Raw genomic sequence first — 17698 nt, 5'->3', positions numbered from 1 at the left:
GGTCTGACGCCGGGTGTCTTGCAGTCAGCCCTGCCGAAGCCGGCTATTCCCAGCCCTTGCCCGAACACCCCCACCTGGCCGGCCACGGGCGCGCTGCAAGCGCGCCTCGGGCGGGCCGTCCGCCCCCTACGGGGGCGGAGTTACCATGACAAAACCCCCGCCGTCGCCGGCGGGGGTTTCGGACGGGTCGGGGCTGGAGCTACCAGCGGCGGCCGTCGCGGTCGCGGGATTCGTAGCGGATCCGCATGGACAGGGCGTCGAAGCGGCGGTCCAGGTCGGCGCGTTCCCAGTTCTGCAGGCCGCCGGTCCGGCGATAGCGGTATTCGAGGCGGGCGATCTGGCGGAACTCGGCGCGGATGCCCTGGGCTTCGCGGTACGAGATGCGGTGGCTGCGCTGGGCCATGTTGATGCGCTGTTCGAGCATCGCCTGGCGGGCGTTGATCGGGGTCCAGGGGGCGGCCTGGGCGGCCCCAGCGGCGAGGGTGGCGCCGACGGTCATAGCGGCGACCGCGGCGATCAGGATCTTCTTCATGCTCGGCTCCTTGCTGAAACTCAGACCGCTGGGCGCGGCTGACCTGAGCAGGAAACGACCTGGGGCCTGAAATGGTTCTGAGCGCCGCGTTGTCCGGCGTTCATGTGGCAGGGTGTCGCGGGGACGGGGCGGACGCCCTCAGGCGACCCGGGCGGCCGGCGCTTCGGACGAGGTCTCCGATGGGGGGACCAGGGCCTGGTCGATGGCCGCGTAGAGCCGGGCCAGCTCGATGGGTTTGGAGACATGGCCGTCCATGCCGGCGGCCAGGTATTCCTCGACCTGGTGGACCAGGGCGTTGGCGGTCAGGGCCAGGATGGGGATGCGGCGGCGGCCGTCGGCGGCCTCGGCGCCGCGGATGGCGCGGGCGGCGGCGACCCCGTCCATCACCGGCATCTGGATGTCCATCAGGATCAGGTCGTACTGGCCGGCCTGCCAGGCCTCGACGGCGGCCTTGCCGTCCGGGACGATTTCGAGGTCGACATCGAGGGGCTCCATGACCGCACGCAGGACGCGCTGGTTGGTGGCGTTGTCCTCGGCCGCCAGGATGCGCAGCCGGTGGTCGGCCGGCGAGGCGGCGGGCTCGGACACCGGCGCCTGGACACGGGCGACGCCGCGGGCCAGCGGCAGATCGACCGTGAAGGTCGAGCCCTGGCCTTCGACGCTCTCGGCCCGCACGGTGCCGCCCATCAGCTGGGCCAGCTCGCGGCAGATGGCCAGGCCCAGGCCCGTGCCGCCGTAGCGGCGGGTCGTGGAGCTGTCGGCCTGGGTGAACTTGTCGAACAGGGTGGGCAGTTTCTCCGGCGCGATGCCGATGCCGGTGTCGCGGACCACCAGCCGCAGCCCGCGGCTGGGCAGGGCCGAGAACCGGGCGCTGACCTGGCCCTTGCCGGTGAACTTGATGGCGTTGGACAGCAGGTTGCCGAGAATCTGGCGCAGGCGGTCGGCGTCGCCGCGCCAGATGCCGCCCGCCTCGGGGTCGACGGCCAGGTCCAGCTGCAGGCCTTTCTCGACCGCCAGCAGGGTATGGGCGGCGCGCGAGCCCTCGGCCAGGTCGTCGAGCGAGAAGTCCTGCTCGGTCAGGTCCAGCCGGCCGGCCTCGATCTTGGAGAGGTCGAGCACGTCGTTGAGCACCGACAGCAGCACCTCGCCGGAATTGCGGATGACGGCCAGCCGCTCGCGCTGCTTGTCGGACAGATCGCCGCGATCCATGACATGGGCCATGGTCAGCACGCCGTTCAGCGGCGTGCGGATCTCGTGGCTCATATTGGCCAGGAACTGCGACTTGGCGACGTTGGCGCTGTCGGCCTGGTCCCTGGCGATGACCAGGTCCTCCATGGTCAGGCGCAGGGCGCGGTCGTTGGCGTCCAGCTTGCTGAGCAGATGGTTGAAGCTGCGGGCCAGGCTGCGGAACAGGTCGTCGTCGGCGTCCTCGGCCACGGGGGTGAAGCGGCCGCTGGCGGCGACCTCGCCCATGGCGGCCGACAGGCGGTTGACCGGGGCGATGACCCGGCGGGACAGCAGGCGCGCCAGGAACAGGGCCAGGCCCGCCGCCCCGAAGAACAGCGCCATGGTCAGGGCCAGGAAGCGCGGCAGCAGCGCCGTCAGGCTGGGCGGCTGCATCGTGGTGACCAGGGACCCGAGCGAGCGCCCGTCAAGGGTGACCGGGGTCTGCAGGGTCTGTTCGCTGTTGGGCGCGGGCACGGCGGCCTTGCCGGACTGGGCCTGCTTGACCGCGATCAGCCGGCCGCGGCTGTCGGTCAGGCTGACGGCGACGACATTGGGGGCCAGGGAAACGGCGTCGACCGCCCGGCGGGCGGCGGCGGTGTCGCCCCGGGCCAGGGCCGGCGCGGCGATCTGGGCGATCACCCGGTTGATCGCGGCCTGGTTGGCGCGGGTCTCCTGACCCGACACCGCCCATTGCTGCAGCAGGAAGCTGGCGCAGGCGGCGACCAGCACGATGACCGTGGTGATCAGCGCCACACTGGCGATGCGCGCCTGGAACGGCGCGTGGTCGGTTGTGGGATCGGTGTCGATCATTCGCGCCAGAGGAGAATCCCGAGACTAGGAATTCGCCGTTATCGCGCAGTCTTCCTAATATTTCGCAACCTGCGACATTTTAACCATCTATTCACCTTTTGGGCGATTAAGAAATCGTTTACTATCTGTCTGCCTGCGGGCTGATGGAGGTTGAAGTGGAAAAAGCTTTTGTAGCTAAGCGCGTTGCAAAGAAATTGTTTGCAACTGAAAAGGCAGTGGATGCGGCCATGCTTGAGGCCGCCGAACTGATGATGGAAATGGTCACTTCACGCCGCGACCTCGGTCTGTCGGCTGTTGTCGGTGACTCGGCCCAGGCCAAGCTGGTCGAAGCCATTGCCGCTCTGGGTTCCGCCCGGACCGCCATGGTCGAGATGCATGGCGAACTGAACGACGTGCGCCTGCGCATGGGCCTGCGGACCACGATGGGCGGCCTCGACGACAAGCTGCCCGACACCCCCCCGAAAACGGGGCATCACGACCTGCGTCAGGTCGGCTGAAATCGACCAGCCGACAAAGGTTGCGATAGTTTAACTCCCTTGCGCCTCTAATTCCGGTTAGAGGCGCAAGTTATGTTGGGGCACAACGTCGTAATCTACCTGGCCTGGCCGGCGTTGATCGCCGTCGCGGCCTTTGCCTGGTGGAAGGGCGACCGTCCTGTGCGCCTGTCCGGCGCCATGTTCCTGATCTCCTCCATCATCGCCTGGCTGATCGACCACACCCTGAGCCGCGAGGCCGGGGCGGTGCCCATGCTGATCAACGACGGCCTGCTGGCCTTCGGCTTCCTGGCCGTGGCCCTGCGCTACGCCTCGCTCTGGCTGGCGGCGGTGATGCTTCTACAGGGCGTGCAGTTCAGCCTGCACGCCTACTACTTCGTCATCGAGAAACCGCACGACCTGTTCTACGGCTGGGTCAACAACCTGGACACCTATGGCCTGATGGCCTGCCTGCTGGGCGGCGGCATCGTAGCCATGCGCCGGCGGGTGGCGGCCCGGCGCAAGGCCGAGGCCCAGACAACGCCCGCCGCTCCATAAGGACTGCGCCTGGCGCCGCTCCTCCCCGCGACGCCATGCTCAAAGGGCCGCTCGGCCGGCCAGCCGGCGACTAGAACCGGGTCAGCAGTACGAGGCGGATATCCCGGCCCGGCATGACGACGTCGTCCTTGTTGAGGGCTGTCGCATTGCGGATGGTCTCGTCCGCCAGGTTGCGCCCGACCAGCAGCACCTCGAACTTGCGGGAGCCTTGGAGGGGCCGCCAGGCGATCTGGGCGTCGACCGAGGTGTAGCCGTCCGTCGGGGAATCGGCGACGCCGACATGGTCCTGCGACCCCACGGCCAGGACCAGGAAGTTCGCATCGAGCGACGGACTGGTCCAGCTGAGCCCGCCGCCAAAGCGTCCCGGCTGGATACGCGGGACATCGCCGCCGCCGTTGTCGAAGCGGGCCCGCACATAGTCGCCGAGCACGTTGAACGCCAGCTCACCGCCCCCGGTCTGGGCGAGCGGGAACGCGCCCTTCAGCTCGACGCCCCAGAACTGCGCGTCCCGCTGGCCGTAGTTCAGCTCCTTGAGCACCTCCGGACTGCCAAAGGCGCAAACCCCGAGCTCATCGCAGGTGCGGCCCGTGAGGGCGCCATAGATGTAGCCGTTGAATTGCGTTCCCCAGACGGACGCCTCGATGCGACCCTTGGAACCGAAGCGGTATCTGGCCGTCGCTTCGAGCGAATTGGCGCGTTCGATCTTGAGGAACGGGTTGCCGGTCTCGAAGGTCTGCGGGCCGTCATGCGGGCCGCGTGCGAACAGCTCCGTCTGCGCCGGCGCGCGACCGGCGCTGGAGGCGGTCAAGCCCAGGCGCAGGCTGTCGGTAAGGTCGTAGGTGAAGCCGGCCGACACGCTCACCGGCGTGAAGTCCAGCCTGGCGGGAATGCCCGAGGCCGGCGTTCCGGTGATGCGGACGCCCTCGATCCGCACGGCGCCCTGCAACTGGAAGCCGCCGAACGGAGCCTCGACGAAGGCAAAGCCGGCGGCGCTCTGGGTATGGGTCGGCAACAGATAGTCCGCGCCCTCGCCCAGCGCATCGAACTTGCGGTCCTGCAGCTGCAGGCCAAGCGCCGCGGCCGAGAGCGGGCCCATCGGGCCGAACAGGGCTTCGGTCCGTCCGTCCCATTCCCGGTTGTTGAAGGTGGACAGCACCGCGGGCCCGACCGGGTCGATCTCGCTGTGGGTGTAGTCCGCATAGCTGACATCGACATTCACCCGCTGCAGTGGCCCGGCGTCGATCCTAAACGAGGAGCCGAAAGCCCCCTTGTTCTGGCGCATGTCGATGAAGGTGTCGTCGGCGGGGATGCCGTATTTCGCCTGGTAGTTGGTGAAGGAGAGGCCGACCCGGCTGTCGTCGCCGAAGAAGTACGACGCGCCGCCCGAATAGCCGCTGCCCCGGAAGAACGAATTGTCCTGGGTTCCGAGCGGCGTGTCGTAGTTGCTGGCGCGACGGGCGAAGGCGTCGAGGTGGAAGGCGAAGGGGCCGCCGCCACCATCGAGAAGGACCGAGCCTTCCCCCGTGCTGGAGACCGAGTCGTAGCCGAGCGCGGCTTCTCCGCCGAGGCTGTCGGTCGGCTGACGCGGGATGCGGTTGTTGATCGTGTTGACGACGCCGCCGATCGCCTGGCTGCCGTAGCGGAGCGTGGCGGCGCCGCGAACCACCTCGATATCCTGGGCGGCCAGAGGATCGATCGGCACCCCATGGTCGGGGCCCACATCCGAGACGTCCGAGCTCGACTCCCCGTTTTCGACGATTTTCACCCGCTGGGCGTCCATGCCCCGTATCACCGGGCGGCTGGCGCCGGAGGCGAACCCGGTGCCCGCGACCCCGGGGGTGTCGCGCAGGGAGTCGGCGATGTTCGCCCCGCCGTTGCTCAGCACTTCGTCGCGGCTCACCTGGTTGACGATAGTCGCGAAGCGGTCGGGGTCCCCCGCGATGGGCGAGGCGGTGACCACCACCTCGGAAACATCGGTGGGGGCGGCGGCCTCCGCATGGGCGATCGAGGCGGCGAACGCCGCCATCATGGCGGTGGAAAAGAGAAGGCGGCGACGAGCCATGCTGGATCCCCTGCGAACTGAGCTGAGGAAGAGTTATGATATAACATCTCATCTCGTCAAGGCGCGGATCGCATTGCTCCGATCTGGAATGAGCCTTAGCGCCTGAACGCCGGCGTCGTCGTCAGACCGACCCCCGCCAGGATCAACGCCAGGGCCAGATAGGCCGGCCAGCCGGGGCGCTCGCCCAGCACCGCCACGCCCAGGGCCGTGGCCCACAGCGGCGCCAGGTAGATCGACATGCTCATGAACACCGGCCCCCGGCGCTGGACCAGATAGACATAGCCGACGCTGCCCAGCGCGCTGGAGAACACCCCCAGCGCCGTCACCGCCGCCCAGGCCTCGGCCGAGGGCATGGGCGGCAGCGGCGTGGTGGCGACGGCCCAGATCGTGGCCAGCACCGCCCCCACCGAGCACATCATCAGGGCGCCGGAAAGAGCGCTGACCGGCGGCGCCTTGCGGGTGATGATGTTGGAGACCGCATAGAGGAAGGCGCCGAAGATGGCGCTGGCCAGCGCCAGGGCCTCCAGCGAGCCGCCGCTCGCCAGGCGCGGGGCCACCAGCACCACCAGACCGACAAAGCCCAGCCCCACCCCGGCGAACTTCCGCCACCCCAGCCGCTCGTCGGCCAGCAGCAGCTGGGCCAGGGCGGCGGTGAACAGCGGCGAGGCGCCGTTGCAGATGGCGTTGACCGCCGAGGGCAGGCGCGTGGCGGCGAAGGCGAACATCACGAACGGAATGGCCAGCCCCACCGACCCGACCCAGGCATAGGCCCGCCAGGGGCTGTCCTTGGCCAGGCTGAACCGCGGCGGCCGCTCGCCGCGCGCCAGGGCGACGATCAGCATGGTGGCGGTGGCCACCCACAGCCGCGCCACGGTGTTCCAGGCCGGCGGGAAGTCGTGGACGGCGATCTTCAGGGCCGCGAAGGCCGAACCCCAGGCGACGACCAGCGCCGCCAGCACCAGCCAGTCACTGCCGGCCTTTGAATCTCGCGCCCCGTTCATGGCGCCCTGTTAGGGCGCGCCGCCCGGCTTGTCGCCCTGCGGCTCGATCAATCCTGGTTTCTGAAGTCCGTCCCCAGACCCAACTCCAAGCCGCTTCAGAAAATCTCCCCTTGTGCGGCGCGGCAAACTTTGGTTCTTCGGGCGCGGGCCACATCCCCCCAACGGGATGCAGTCCATCTGCAAGGATGGGAGACATCGCTATGACGACCTTCGCCAAGCCGGCTATCAAGCCCGCTCGACCCGAGTTTTCTTCCGGCCCGTGCGCCAAGCGCCCCGGATGGACCCCCGAACAACTGAAGAATGCCGTGCTGGGCCGCTCGCACCGCGGCAAGCCCGGCAAGGCGCGCCTCAAGGCCGCCATCGACCAGACCCGCATCGTACTGCAGGTCCCGGACGACTACCTGATCGGCATCGTGCCGGGCTCGGACACCGGGGCCATGGAGATGGCCATGTGGTCGCTGCTGGGCCCCCGCCCCGTACAGCTGCTGGCCTTCGAATCCTTCGGCAAGGACTGGGTGACCGACGTCACCAAGCAGCTCAAGCTGCCCGACGTGCAGGTGCTGGACGCCCCTTACGGCGCCCTGCCCGACCTGACCCAGGTCCGCCCCGACGCCGATCTGGTGTTCACCTGGAACGGCACCACCTCGGGCGTGCGGGTCCCGGGCGCCGACTTCATCGCCGCTGACCGCGAAGGCCTGACCCTCTGCGACGCCACCAGCGCCGCCTTCGCCCAGGCGCTCGACTGGCCGAAACTCGATGTCGTGACCTACAGCTGGCAGAAGGCGCTGGGCGGCGAGGCGGCCCATGGGATGCTGATCCTCAGCCCCCGGGCGGTCGAGCGGCTGGAGAGCTATGCCCCCGCCTGGCCGATGCCCAAGCTGTTCCGCCTGACCAAAGGCGGCAAGATCAACGCCGAGATCTTCGAGGGCGCGACGATCAACACGCCATCGATGCTGTGCGTCGAGGACTATCTGGACGCCCTGCTCTGGGCCAAGGATATGGGCGGCCTGGAGGCCCTGCGCGCCCGCGCCGACGCCAACTTCGCCGCCGTGGAAGCCTGGGTCGCCAGGACCGCCTGGGTCGATTTCCTGGCCGAGGCGCCCGAGACCCGCTCCAACACCTCCGTCTGCCTCAAGGTGGTCGACCCAAAGATCACCGCCCTCCCCGCCGACGCCCAGGCCGATTTCGCCAAGAAGCTGGCCTCGCTGCTGGAGAAGGAAGGCGCGGCCTATGACATCGGCGGCTATCGCGATGCGCCGCCGGGGCTGCGCATCTGGTGCGGCTCGACCATCGAGACGGCCGATGTCGAGGCCCTGACCCCCTGGCTGGACTGGGCCTTCTCCACAGTGAGCGCCGAACTGGCGGCGGCCTGATCATGATAGAGCCGCTCAATGCCATCGAACGCCGCCTGGTCGAGGCGGCGCGCGACCCGGCGCGCCGCGCCGAGTTGCTGAACGCCCTGCCTGGCGCCGTCCTCTATGTCTCGCCCCTGGGCCCGCCGGAGGAGTCGCAGGGGCTGGGCGCCGTCTATGGCGTGCGCCTCAGCTCGGGCCAGGAGGCCGCCGGACTGTTCACCGCGCCTCAGCGGGTCAGCGAGGCCCTGGCCGACGGCGCGCCGCTGCTGGCCGGGGCCGGCCACGCCCTGCTCAAATGGCTGGCGCCCGGTCCCCTGGCGCTCAATCCCGGCCTGGTTCCCGACCTGCTGATCACCCGGGAAGAGGTGGCCGCCCTGCTGAACCGGCCGCCGCCGCCGGCGGCGGACGTGCTGGTGGGGCGGCCCGCCAACACGCCGGTCGAGCTGGTCAATCGCCTCAACATCGAACTGGACCCGCTGACCGAGGTCGCCGAGGCCTTCCTGGCCGTGACCTGGCGGCCGGGCGAAGCCGGTTCGGCCTGGCTGCTGGGCGTGCGCAGCGTCGGCCTGTGGTCGGCGGTCCAGGCCGCCGTCGACAAGGCCGTGCAGGGCTATGACTTCGACCGGCCGCTGCAGCTGGTCGATCTGGAAAAGTCGGACCTGGCCGACGTCCTCCGCCTGGAGATCGCGGTGGTCAAACCGCGCAAGCCGCACGGCTTCGTCAACCTGATGCGGCGGTGAGCTGATGTTCGAGCCCCTGAACCTCATCGAGCGGCGGCTGGCCGAGGCCGTCGCCGACCCCAGTCGCCGGGTCGCCTTCGGCCAGCGGCTGCTGACCGAGAAGCTGTATGTCTCGCCCATGGGCCCGCCTGACGCGCAGGGCCACATGCCCGGCCTGCGGGCCGCGCCCCAGCCCGACGGGACCATGGCGGTGGCCTTCTTCACCGCGCCCGAGCGGGTGGTGGCGGCCTATGGCCCCGCCGCCCTGATCATGGTCAAGGACGGCCGCACCCTGTTCGACTGGCTGGCCCCCGGGCCGTTCCAGATCAATCCGGGCGGCGACTACACCGTGGTGCTCAGCCCGGCCGAGGTCACCGCCCTGCTGGCCGGCGGCCGGCCCGAGATCGCCCCCCGGCCCAGCCGGCTGGAGCTGGGCCTGCCCTTCGACAAGCCCGTCGCGCTCATCGAACGGCTGCAGAGGGGTCTCGAGCCCCTGCTCCAGGTCACCGCCGCCTACCTGATGCTGGCCCAGCGCGAGGGCCGCGCGGCCCCGACCTGGCTGCTCGGCGTCGAAAGCCACGGCTCCTGGGGCGAGGTCCAGGCGGCCATCGCCACCGCCGTTCAGGACTACGATTTCAGCGACCAGTCGCTCGACGTCATGCCCATCGAGACCGCCGACAGCCCCTTGCGGACCGGCCTCGCCATCCTTGCCGAGCGCGCCCCGCGCGCCGCCCTCCACTAGATCCAAAAGGTTTCCTCCCATGCCCCGCGTTCTGATTTCCGACCAGCTGTCTCCCGCCGCCGTGGAGATCTTCCGCCAGCGCGGCGTCGAGGCCGACGTCAAGATCGGCCTGACCAAGGACGAGCTCCTCAAGATCATCGGCGACTATGACGGCCTGGCCATCCGCTCGGCCACCAAGGCCGACAAGGACGTGCTGGCCGCCGGCAAGCGGCTGAAGGTCATCGGCCGGGCCGGCATCGGGGTCGACAATGTCGACATCCCCAGCGCCACGGCCCGGGGTGTCGTCGTCATGAACACCCCGTTCGGCAACTCGATCACCACGGCCGAGCACGCCATCGCCATGATGTTCGCCCTGGCCCGGCAGCTGCCCGCCGCCGACGTCTCCACCCAGGCCGGCAAGTGGGAGAAGAACCGCTTCATGGGCGTGGAGCTGTTCGCCAAGACCCTGGGCCTGATCGGCTGCGGCAATATCGGCTCGCTGGTCGCCGAGCGGGCCATCGGGCTGAAGATGAAGGTGGTGGCCTTCGACCCCTTCCTCAGCCCCGAGCGGGCCGTCGAGCTGGGGGTCGAGAAGGTCGAGCTGGACGAGCTGCTGGCCCGGGCCGACGTCATCACCCTGCACACCCCGCTGACCGACAAGACCCGCAACATCCTGTCGGCCGAGGCCCTCGGCAAAGCCAAAAAGGGCGTCCTGATCATCAACTGCGCCCGCGGCGGCCTGGTCGACGAGGAGGCCCTGCGCGCGGGCCTGGACAGCGGCCATATCGGCGGGGCGGGCTTCGATGTCTTCGTCACCGAGCCGGCCAAGGAGAACCCGCTGTTCGGGGCCGAGAACTTCGTCGCCACCCCGCACCTGGGCGCCTCCACCCTGGAGGCCCAGGAGAATGTCGCCCTGCAGGTGGCCGAACAGATCAGCGACTACCTGCTGACCGGGGCGGTCTCCAACGCCCTCAACAGCCCCTCGATCACGGCGGACGAGGCCCCCAAGCTCAAGCCCTTCGTGGCCCTGGCCGAAAAGCTGGGCGCCTTCGCCGGCCAGATGGTCGATCCGGGTCTGAAGGCCATCGAGGTCGCCTATATCGGCGAGGTCGCCAAGCTGAACGTCAAGCCGATGACCGCCGCCGCTCTGGCCGGGGTGTTGCGCCCGATGCTGGCCGAGATCAACATGGTCTCCGCCCCCGCCGTGGCCAAGGAGCGCGGGGTCACGGTGCAGGAGTCCAAACAGGAGCTGTCGCCGGTCTATGACAGCCTGATGCGCATCACCATCACCAGCGACGCGGGCGAGAAGTCCTATGCCGGGGCGGTGATCGGCGGGGTGCCGCGGATCATCGAGGTCAAGGGCATGGAGCTGGACGCGCCGTTCAGCCCGGCCATGCTCTATGTGAACAACCTGGACAAGCCGGGGTTCATCGGTGCGCTGGGCATGATGCTTGGGGAGTCGGGGGTGAACATCGCCACCTTCAACCTGGGCCGGGTGTCGGCGGGGGACGACGCGATCGCGCTGGTGGGGATCGACCAGATGCTGAGCGAGCCGGTGCTGGCGAAGATCCAGGCGTTGCCGCATGTGAAGGAAGTCAGGGTTCTGGGCTTTTAGAAAATCCTCCCCCGGAGGGGGAGGGGGACCGCGCCGAAGGCGTGGTGGAGGGGGTTGCCTCTACAACCCCCTTTTCTCGCGGGCCCGCAGCTTATCGGCCGCGTTCTCTCCTGACGCCTGGATGTAGCTTAAACCCCCTCCACCATGCTCCGCATGGTCCCCCTCCCCCTCCGGGGGAGGATTTCAGGTGTCTTCTTTTTTGATCCGCTTGCGGACGTACATCGTCGCGTCCGCCTCCGCGAGCGCCGTCTCCGGATCCGCCCCCGGCTCGATCTCCCGCACCCCGACGGTGACATGCAGCGGCGCCGACCAGTCGCCCAGCTCCACCGGATGAGTCTCTATCGCCCGCTTCAGCGCCTCTCCCTTGGCCTCGGCGGTGGCCTGGTCGGCCTGGACCAGGATGACGGCGAACTCATCGCCGCCCAACCGGCCGACGATGTCGCTCTCGCGGACATTGGCCAGCAGGCGGTCGGCCACGGCCTTGAGGGCCTGGTCGCCGGCGGCGTGGCCGAAGCGGTCGTTGACGGCCTTGAAGCCGTCGAGGTCGAAATAGGCGAGACTGGCGGGCGAGCCATAGCGGGCCGAGAAGGCCGAGATTCGGCCCAGCTCGCGCATGAAGGCCCGGCGGTTGAGCAGGGGGGTCAGGCTGTCCTGGTCGGCCAGGCCCTCGACCTCCGACAGGCGGGCCTTCAGCCGGCCGACCTCGCCGCGCAGGTCGTCGATCTCGCTCAGCAGGGTCTTCAGCGCGCCCTGGACGGCGGGGGTCAGGTCGGCTTCGGTGAGGCCCAGGAAGGCGGTCTTATCGGCCGGCGCGACGCCGCCGGTGACCTGCACGCCGGCCTGGGTCAGGGCGCGTTTACGCATCGCTGAAAACGTCTCAGCCCTGGCGCCGGTGACCTTCATGGCAGAATCAATCGCATCATTTACCCCAGCCCTGCCTGCGAATCTGACCTATCGGTTGCTCCCCGACAAGCGGCGCCTATACAAGGCGACCTTTCGACGCCCCTCTCCGCAAAGAGAATGCCGAACCGATGAGCGAGACCCCCGCCGTCGCCATCATCATGGGCAGCCGCTCCGACTGGCCAACCCTGAAGGGCGCGGCCGAGAGCCTGGACGCCCTGGGCGTTCCGTACGAGGCCAAGGTGGTTTCGGCCCACCGCACCCCCGACCGCATGTTCGCCTTCGCCAAGGGGGCCAAGGCGGCCGGGTTCAAGGTGATCATCGCCGGGGCCGGCGGGGCGGCGCATCTGCCCGGCATGACGGCCTCGATGACCGAGCTGCCGGTGCTGGGGGTGCCGGTGGAATCCAAGCTGCAGAACGGCCTCGACAGCCTGCTCTCCATCGTCCAGATGCCGGCCGGCGTGCCCGTCGGCACCCTGGCGGTCGGGCTGGCGGGGGCCAAGAACGCCGGGCTGCTGGCGGCCCAGATCCTGGCCCTCTCCGATCCGGCCCTGGCCGAGCGGCTGGCGGCGCACCGGGCGGCCCAGACCGCCGGGGTGGCCGAGACGGTCGAGGACTGATGGCTGATTCCCCCCTTCCCCCCGGCTCGACCATCGGCATCCTGGGCGGCGGCCAGCTGGGCCGCATGTTGGCCCTGGCCGCCGCCAAGCTGGGCCTCGACGTCGTCATCCTCACCCCCGACGAGGATTCGCCGGCCTCGCGGGTGGTCAAGAAGACCATCGTGGCGACCTATGACGACCCCAAGGCGCTGAAGGCCCTCAGCCGACTGGTCGACGTCGTCACCTACGAGTTCGAGAACGTGCCGGCCGCCGCGGTCGAACAACTTGCGGCGCTCAACGTGACGGTCTCGCCGGATCCCAGGGCCCTGGCCGTCGCCCAGGACCGGGTCGACGAGAAGACCTTCCTGAACACCGCCGGCGCCCCCACCGTGGCCTTCGCGGCCATCGACAGCGCCGAGGCGCTCGCTATCGCCCTGGCCGAGATCGGCGCCCCGGCCCTGCTGAAGACCCGCCGGGGCGGCTATGACGGCAAGGGCCAGACCTGGGTCGAGAACGCCGCCGACGCCCCGGCCGCCTTCGCGCGGCTGGACGGCGCCCCGGCCATACTGGAGGCCCGGGCCGAGTTCGTGCGCGAGCTGTCGGTGATCGCCGCCCGGGGCCGCGACGGCGAGATCGCCCTCTTTCCCCTGGCCGAGAACCATCACGAGAACGGCGTCCTGCGCCGCACCAGCGCTCCGGCCCCGGTCGGGTCGGCCACCCTGGAGCAGGCCGAGCGCATCGCCGCCCAGGTGATGGCGGCGCTCGACTATGTCGGGGTGATCGGCATCGAGCTCTTCCAGCTCACCGACGGCCGGCTGGTGGTCAACGAGATCGCCCCCCGCGTCCACAATACCGGCCACTGGACCCAGGACGGCTGCGTCACCGACCAGTTCGAACAGCATATCCGCGCCGTCGCCGGCTGGCCCCTGGGCTCGACCGCCGCCACCGGCCATGTGGAGATGACCAACCTGCTGGGCGAGGAGGCCGCCGACTGGCCGCGCCTGGCCGCCGATCCGGAGGCCCGGCTGCACCTCTACGGCAAGCGGGAGATGGTCGCTGGGCGCAAGATGGGCCACGTCAACCGGGTGCGGCCTCTGGAGCGGGGGTAATGCGCTGGCTGAACAGCGTCGCCTTCTGGATCGGCGTCCTGGGCTGCGGCCTGATGATCCTCTGGTTCAGCCTGCAGCCACTCGAGTTTCTGCAGATGGCGCTGACCGCCCGGCATGTGGAATGGCGGGGGCTGCTGGGCATCGCCCCGCAGGCGCTGGCCGTCATCCTGATCATGTTCGCCGCCCCGGCGGCGGTGCGCCAATTCCAGGACGGCCGGTTCCGGCCCGCCTGGCTATGGCTGGGCGTCAGCTATGCCGGGGTGCTGGTCCTCGGCTACCCGGTGCAGTGGCTGGTCTGGAAGCTGCTGGCCGACTTCTAGGCCCGGCCGACATTCAAATTTCAAACCACCCTTCAACCGTCATCGCCGGGCTTGTCCCGGCGACCCATAGACACGGGCAATTGGGGTTGGCGGCGGTCCTGTCCGAGAGCGCCTTGACGCGCCGAGTCTATGGGTGGCCGGGACAAGCCCGGCCATGACGGAATTTAGGTGGGAGGAATCAGGCCCGGCCGAAGCGGATCCGGGCCAGCGCCCCGGCGACATCCTTGGCGAAATCGGCCGGCTTGAGGCCCGCCTTCCACTTCTCGAAGGCCATGACGTTCTCGATGCGGGCGTCGAGATTGGCCAGGGCCGCCTCGCGCCCCGAGGCCAGGTCGACGGCGAGGCTCGAGAGCAGCACCCCGGCCAGGATGGCCCGCTTGCTGTAGTGGTTCTCGTCGGTGGCGGTGTCGCCGGCCCAGCGCCAGAGGCCGTCGGCGGTCTCCCAGATCAGCCGGCCGGCCAGGGTGAGGTTCATCGGCAGGGCCAGAAAGCCGGCCCAGCGGCGCACCGCCTCGCGGTCGGCGGCGGCGGCGTCGAGGCGGGCGATGACGCCGATGCGGATGCGCTCGCGGATCTTCAGGCCGCCGGCGTCGGGCAGGCTGGCCAGGGCGGCGGCGTCATGGCGGCGCGACAGCAGGGCGGCCAGGTCCTGGGGCCCGTTGGGCAGCAGCAGGTCGACTTCCGGCTCGCTCAGGCCCGCCGCCCTCCCGGCGGCGGCCAGGGTCATGCGGCTCCAGCCCAGGTTGGGGACCAGCGGCAGGGCTTCGTCCAGGATGCGCTGCTCGGTGGCCTGCGCCCAGGAGTCGTCATCTATCGTCGTGTCGGCCATGACCTTCAGTCTATACCGCCCTTTCGCGCCCGTCGCCGATAGACAAGGCCAGCGCCCTCTGCTATCAGCCGCCGCTCGGTGTGGAAGCTCGCTTTCAGGCCAAGCCAATTTGTTTTCGACCGCCCGGCGCAAAGGGACGCGGCGGGCAGCCGATGGAGAGAGACCCCTGGTTCAGATTTTCGTCCGCGACAACAATGTCGACCAGGCGCTGAAGGCGCTGAAGAAGAAGATGCAGCGCGAAGGCTCGTTCCGCGAGATGAAGCGGCACGTGCACTACGAAAAGCCCTCCGAGAAGCGCGCCCGTCAAAAGGCCGAAGCCGTTCGCCGCGCCCGCAAGCTGGCCCGCAAGCGCCTGCAGCGCGAAGGCCTGATCGCCGCCCCGAAGAAGCCCGCGCCCCGCGGGGCATAGGGTCTAGCTTCGGCTGAAGATTTGAAGGGCCGCCCTGGCAACAGGGCGGCCTTTTCGCATGGGCGGTGGTTCGCGATCTGGAACCCTTCCTCCTCGATGGAGGAAGGGCAGGGTTGGTGGTGTGCGCTCGGCGTTAGGGGATGAACTCAGGGTGGCGTGGTCGCCTCCCCGCGTGCTTCCGGAAACGCACTGCCACCACCACCATCCCCGCCCTTCCTCCATCGAGGAGGAAGGGAGAAACAAGATTCAATCTGCCCTTCTCAGCCGCGCCACCAGCCCCTTGAAGTCCACCTTCTCCGTCGACAGCGCCCCGGCCCGGAACGCCCGGCCGGCGATCCACACCACCAGCGCGACGGTGGCCGCCATCAGCAGCCCCGTGCCCGCGATCTCCCACCAGGGCGGCTCGCTGGCCACCCGCGCGGTCATCAGGAACGGCGTGAAGGGCGGGATCCAGGACAGGGCCGCCAGGACCGGCGAATCGGGGTGCTGGATGGCCTGGGTCAGGAAGACGATGGGGATGATCAGGATCAGCATCACCGGGCCCAGCAGGGTCTGGGCCTCGCGGGTGGTCTCGCAGAAGGCGCCCACGGCGGTGAAGATGGCGGCGTACATCAGATAGCCGCCGACCAGGTAGAAGGCGAAATAGAAGACCAGGCCATGGCCGGCCAGCACCGCCCCGACATCGGCGGCGATATTGGGCGCCAGCGAGACGAGCAGGGTCGCCGCCACGCTGAGCCAGACTCCCATCACCGTGAAGGTCACCCCGGCGACGCCCAGGATCTTGCCGAACATGATCTCGGGCACGGAAGCGGACGCGAGCAGCACCTCGAGCACCCGGCTCGACTTCTCCTCGATGACGCTGTTCAGCAGGATGCCGGCCCCGGTCATGATCACCGACCACAGCAGCATGGCGCAGCCGAAGCCGACGATGCCGGGCAGGCGGTCGCGCAGGGCGACCTTGCCCGAGGCCTTGGCGGAATAGGCGGTCATTTTCGGTTCCAGCGCATCGGCGGCCCGCAGCGTCGCGGCGTCGACCCCGGCGGCGGCCAGACGCTTGCGGCGCAGCTCATCGGTGACCGCGCCCCGCACGGCCCGATCCAGGTCGCGGTTCAGCACATTGGCCTTCCAGAGGTCGACGGCCACCGCCTCGCCGGAGCCGTGCAGGATGGCCACGCCCTCGAGCTTGCGCTTGCCGGGCAGCAGGCGGTCACCGGTCAGCCAGGGCCGAAGCAGCTTGGCGGCCTGGGCCGGGTCGGCGGGCGCAGCGATGGGGAGAGGGACCAGCTGGGCGGGTGGCTTACCCTTGGATTTGGCCAGATCGGCGGCGATGACCGCTTCATAGCCGCCGCCGGTCAGGTCGATTACCGCCAGGGCTGGCACCGGCGTGTTGTGGGCCATCATGGCTGGCAGGGTCGAGGCCACGCCGAAGCCCAGCGGCATCATGATCATCGACAGCCAGAAGCCGACGGTGCGGACATAGGCGACGTATTCGCGGCGGGCGATGCGCAGCAGCCGGTTCATGCCTCGTCTCCGCCGGTCAGCACGATGAAGGCCTCATGCAGGCTGGGCTCCTTGAGCTCGAAGCGGACGATGTCCAGGCCCTGGGCGAAGGCGGCCTTCAGCGCCGCCTGGCCGTTGGCGCCGGGGGCCAGGGCGGCGGTGACCCGCTGGCCGGCCTCCAGGGGTTCGGCATGGGTGTGGGCCACGCCGGGCAGGGCCGCCACCATCGCCTCGTCCAGGGCGCCTTCCAGCACCAGGGCGCGGGGGGCGTGGGCCTTGGCGGCCTCGATGTCGCCGTCGAACACCTTGCGGCCCTTGGCCAGCAGGACGACGTGGTCGCAGAGCCGCTCGGCGTGCTGCATGACGTGGGTGGAGAAGACCACCGTGGCCCCGCGCTGGGCCAGGCCCCGGATGACGCCTTCCAGCGCCTGCTGGTTGACGGGGTCGAGGCCGCTGAACGGCTCGTCGAGGATGACCAGCTCGGGTTCGTGAGCGATGGCGCTGATCAGCTGGACCTTCTGGGCCATGCCCTTGGAGAGGTGGCGGATCTGGCGTTTGGCGGCGTCGCCCAGGCCCTGGGCCTCCAGCAGGGTCATGGCCCGGCGGCGGGCCTCGCCCGTGGGCACGCCCTTGAGCCCGGCCAGGAAGACGATGGCGTCGACCGGGGTCATGCGGCGGTAGAGGCCGCGCTCCTCGGGCAGGAAGCCGATCCGCTCGCGCACGGCCCGGCCGTCGGCGGCGCCCAGGACATTGATCCTGCCGGCGGTCGGGGCGGCCAGGCCCAGGACCATGCGCAGGGTCGAGGTCTTGCCGGCGCCATTGGGGCCGAGGAAACCCAGAATCTTGCCGCGCCGGGCGGCGAAGCTGAGATCGTCGACGGCGGTGAAGGCGCCGTAGCGCTTGGTCACCCCGTCGAGTTGCAGAGCGGCGTCCAAGCGACCTCCCGAATCAATCGACGT

General features: G+C 69.5%; 18 protein-coding genes. 10 read left to right on the top strand and 8 right to left on the bottom strand.

Annotated features, from left to right (window positions below; translation table 11 throughout):
• Window positions 1-199: 199 nt before the first annotated feature.
• Window positions 200-532 (bottom strand): hypothetical protein, encoded by a 333-nt coding sequence (locus tag QO010_RS14365; RefSeq protein WP_307350209.1) that lies wholly within the window; start codon window positions 530-532, stop codon window positions 200-202.
• A 138-nt stretch (window positions 533-670) separates the two neighbouring features.
• Window positions 671-2569 carry an ATP-binding protein gene (locus tag QO010_RS14360; RefSeq protein ID WP_307350208.1) on the bottom strand — a complete coding sequence of 633 codons (1899 nt, stop codon included), beginning with the start codon at window positions 2567-2569 and terminating at the stop codon, window positions 671-673.
• Window positions 2570-2724: 155 nt separating this feature from the next.
• Here QO010_RS14360 and QO010_RS14355 point away from each other — a divergent pair, with 155 nt between their 5' ends.
• Together QO010_RS14355 and QO010_RS14350 are read left to right on the top strand one after the other, a co-directional pair.
• Window positions 2725-3066: a hypothetical protein gene (locus tag QO010_RS14355; RefSeq protein ID WP_307350206.1), complete on the top strand. Its 342-nt coding sequence runs from the start codon at window positions 2725-2727 to the stop codon at window positions 3064-3066.
• A 72-nt stretch (window positions 3067-3138) separates the two neighbouring features.
• A complete protein-coding gene (locus QO010_RS14350; RefSeq protein WP_307350205.1) occupies window positions 3139-3600 on the top strand; it encodes a hypothetical protein in 462 nt (153 codons plus the stop codon).
• 70 nt (window positions 3601-3670) lie between these two features.
• On the opposite strand, the gene QO010_RS14345 is transcribed toward QO010_RS14350, so the two are convergent.
• Window positions 3671-5662, bottom strand: a complete 1992-nt coding sequence (locus QO010_RS14345; RefSeq protein ID WP_307350203.1) for a TonB-dependent receptor — start codon at window positions 5660-5662, stop codon at window positions 3671-3673.
• 95 nt (window positions 5663-5757) lie between these two features.
• The gene (locus tag QO010_RS14340) at window positions 5758-6663 is read right to left on the bottom strand and encodes a DMT family transporter (protein WP_307350202.1); all 906 of its coding nucleotides are present in this window, start codon (window positions 6661-6663) and stop codon (window positions 5758-5760) included.
• A 200-nt stretch (window positions 6664-6863) separates the two neighbouring features.
• Here QO010_RS14340 and QO010_RS14335 point away from each other — a divergent pair, with 200 nt between their 5' ends.
• The 4 genes from QO010_RS14335 to serA are packed head-to-tail and all read left to right on the top strand — an operon-like array spanning window position 6864 to window position 11073.
• A complete protein-coding gene (locus QO010_RS14335; RefSeq protein ID WP_307350201.1) occupies window positions 6864-8036 on the top strand; it encodes a phosphoserine transaminase in 1173 nt (390 codons plus the stop codon).
• 2 nt (window positions 8037-8038) lie between these two features.
• Complete coding sequence (locus QO010_RS14330) at window positions 8039-8758, top strand: enhanced serine sensitivity protein SseB C-terminal domain-containing protein (RefSeq protein ID WP_307350200.1); 720 nt, start codon at window positions 8039-8041, stop codon at window positions 8756-8758.
• 4 nt (window positions 8759-8762) lie between these two features.
• A complete protein-coding gene (locus QO010_RS14325; RefSeq protein ID WP_307350199.1) occupies window positions 8763-9479 on the top strand; it encodes an enhanced serine sensitivity protein SseB C-terminal domain-containing protein in 717 nt (238 codons plus the stop codon).
• A gap of 19 nt (window positions 9480-9498) precedes the next feature.
• Window positions 9499-11073, top strand: a complete 1575-nt coding sequence (gene serA / locus QO010_RS14320) for a phosphoglycerate dehydrogenase (protein ID WP_307350197.1) — start codon at window positions 9499-9501, stop codon at window positions 11071-11073.
• Between the two features lie 183 nt (window positions 11074-11256).
• Here serA and QO010_RS14315 read toward each other — a convergent pair whose 3' ends face one another.
• On the bottom strand, window positions 11257-11976 hold the full coding sequence (locus tag QO010_RS14315; protein ID WP_307350195.1) for a GGDEF domain-containing protein: 720 nt from the start codon (window positions 11974-11976) through the stop codon (window positions 11257-11259).
• A gap of 128 nt (window positions 11977-12104) precedes the next feature.
• Between QO010_RS14315 and purE the strand changes: the two genes are divergently transcribed.
• Genes purE through QO010_RS14300 form a run of 3 tightly spaced genes read left to right on the top strand, consistent with a single transcriptional unit; the run spans window position 12105 to window position 14001 of the window.
• Complete coding sequence (gene purE, locus QO010_RS14310) at window positions 12105-12593, top strand: 5-(carboxyamino)imidazole ribonucleotide mutase (protein WP_307350193.1); 489 nt, start codon at window positions 12105-12107, stop codon at window positions 12591-12593.
• A complete protein-coding gene (locus QO010_RS14305) occupies window positions 12593-13681 on the top strand; it encodes a 5-(carboxyamino)imidazole ribonucleotide synthase (protein ID WP_307350192.1) in 1089 nt (362 codons plus the stop codon). The genes purE and QO010_RS14305 overlap by 1 nt, the downstream gene beginning before the upstream one ends.
• Window positions 13681-14001: a hypothetical protein gene (locus tag QO010_RS14300; RefSeq protein ID WP_307350190.1), complete on the top strand. Its 321-nt coding sequence runs from the start codon at window positions 13681-13683 to the stop codon at window positions 13999-14001. Before QO010_RS14305 ends, QO010_RS14300 begins: the two co-directional genes overlap by 1 nt.
• Before the next feature lie 178 nt (window positions 14002-14179).
• Here QO010_RS14300 and QO010_RS14295 read toward each other — a convergent pair whose 3' ends face one another.
• Complete coding sequence (locus QO010_RS14295; protein WP_307350188.1) at window positions 14180-14830, bottom strand: COQ9 family protein; 651 nt, start codon at window positions 14828-14830, stop codon at window positions 14180-14182.
• A gap of 166 nt (window positions 14831-14996) precedes the next feature.
• Here QO010_RS14295 and rpsU point away from each other — a divergent pair, with 166 nt between their 5' ends.
• Window positions 14997-15239 (top strand): 30S ribosomal protein S21, encoded by a 243-nt coding sequence (gene rpsU, locus QO010_RS14290; protein WP_307350397.1) that lies wholly within the window; start codon window positions 14997-14999, stop codon window positions 15237-15239.
• Between the two features lie 246 nt (window positions 15240-15485).
• Here the strand turns inward: rpsU and QO010_RS14285 are convergent, their stop codons facing one another.
• Together QO010_RS14285 and QO010_RS14280 are read right to left on the bottom strand one after the other, a co-directional pair.
• Window positions 15486-16760 carry an ABC transporter permease gene (locus tag QO010_RS14285; RefSeq protein WP_307350186.1) on the bottom strand — a complete coding sequence of 425 codons (1275 nt, stop codon included), beginning with the start codon at window positions 16758-16760 and terminating at the stop codon, window positions 15486-15488.
• Window positions 16757-17674: an ABC transporter ATP-binding protein gene (locus tag QO010_RS14280; RefSeq protein ID WP_307350184.1), complete on the bottom strand. Its 918-nt coding sequence runs from the start codon at window positions 17672-17674 to the stop codon at window positions 16757-16759. Before QO010_RS14280 ends, QO010_RS14285 begins: the two co-directional genes overlap by 4 nt.
• Window positions 17675-17698: the final 24 nt, after the last annotated feature.

Source organism: Caulobacter ginsengisoli, assembly GCF_030814835.1.
Classification (GTDB): Bacteria; Pseudomonadota; Alphaproteobacteria; order Caulobacterales; family Caulobacteraceae; genus Caulobacter; species Caulobacter ginsengisoli.
Note: the sequence above shows the minus strand (reverse complement) of the source record. Positions and strands in the feature narration are given on the sequence as shown.

Coding starts and splice junctions, on each gene's coding strand:
- QO010_RS14365 (WP_307350209.1), bottom strand. CDS start 532: ATGAAGAAGATCCTGATCGCCGCGGTCGCCGCTATGACCGTCGGCGCC.
- QO010_RS14345 (WP_307350203.1), bottom strand. CDS start 5,662: ATGGCTCGTCGCCGCCTTCTCTTTTCCACCGCCATGATGGCGGCGTTC.
- serA (WP_307350197.1), top strand. CDS start 9,499: ATGCCCCGCGTTCTGATTTCCGACCAGCTGTCTCCCGCCGCCGTGGAG.
- QO010_RS14295 (WP_307350188.1), bottom strand. CDS start 14,830: ATGGCCGACACGACGATAGATGACGACTCCTGGGCGCAGGCCACCGAG.
- QO010_RS14330 (WP_307350200.1), top strand. CDS start 8,039: ATGATAGAGCCGCTCAATGCCATCGAACGCCGCCTGGTCGAGGCGGCG.
- QO010_RS14315 (WP_307350195.1), bottom strand. CDS start 11,976: ATGAAGGTCACCGGCGCCAGGGCTGAGACGTTTTCAGCGATGCGTAAA.
- QO010_RS14300 (WP_307350190.1), top strand. CDS start 13,681: ATGCGCTGGCTGAACAGCGTCGCCTTCTGGATCGGCGTCCTGGGCTGC.
- QO010_RS14305 (WP_307350192.1), top strand. CDS start 12,593: ATGGCTGATTCCCCCCTTCCCCCCGGCTCGACCATCGGCATCCTGGGC.
- QO010_RS14285 (WP_307350186.1), bottom strand. CDS start 16,760: ATGAACCGGCTGCTGCGCATCGCCCGCCGCGAATACGTCGCCTATGTC.
- QO010_RS14340 (WP_307350202.1), bottom strand. CDS start 6,663: ATGAACGGGGCGCGAGATTCAAAGGCCGGCAGTGACTGGCTGGTGCTG.
- QO010_RS14350 (WP_307350205.1), top strand. CDS start 3,139: ATGTTGGGGCACAACGTCGTAATCTACCTGGCCTGGCCGGCGTTGATC.
- purE (WP_307350193.1), top strand. CDS start 12,105: ATGAGCGAGACCCCCGCCGTCGCCATCATCATGGGCAGCCGCTCCGAC.
- QO010_RS14325 (WP_307350199.1), top strand. CDS start 8,763: ATGTTCGAGCCCCTGAACCTCATCGAGCGGCGGCTGGCCGAGGCCGTC.
- QO010_RS14335 (WP_307350201.1), top strand. CDS start 6,864: ATGACGACCTTCGCCAAGCCGGCTATCAAGCCCGCTCGACCCGAGTTT.
- QO010_RS14360 (WP_307350208.1), bottom strand. CDS start 2,569: ATGATCGACACCGATCCCACAACCGACCACGCGCCGTTCCAGGCGCGC.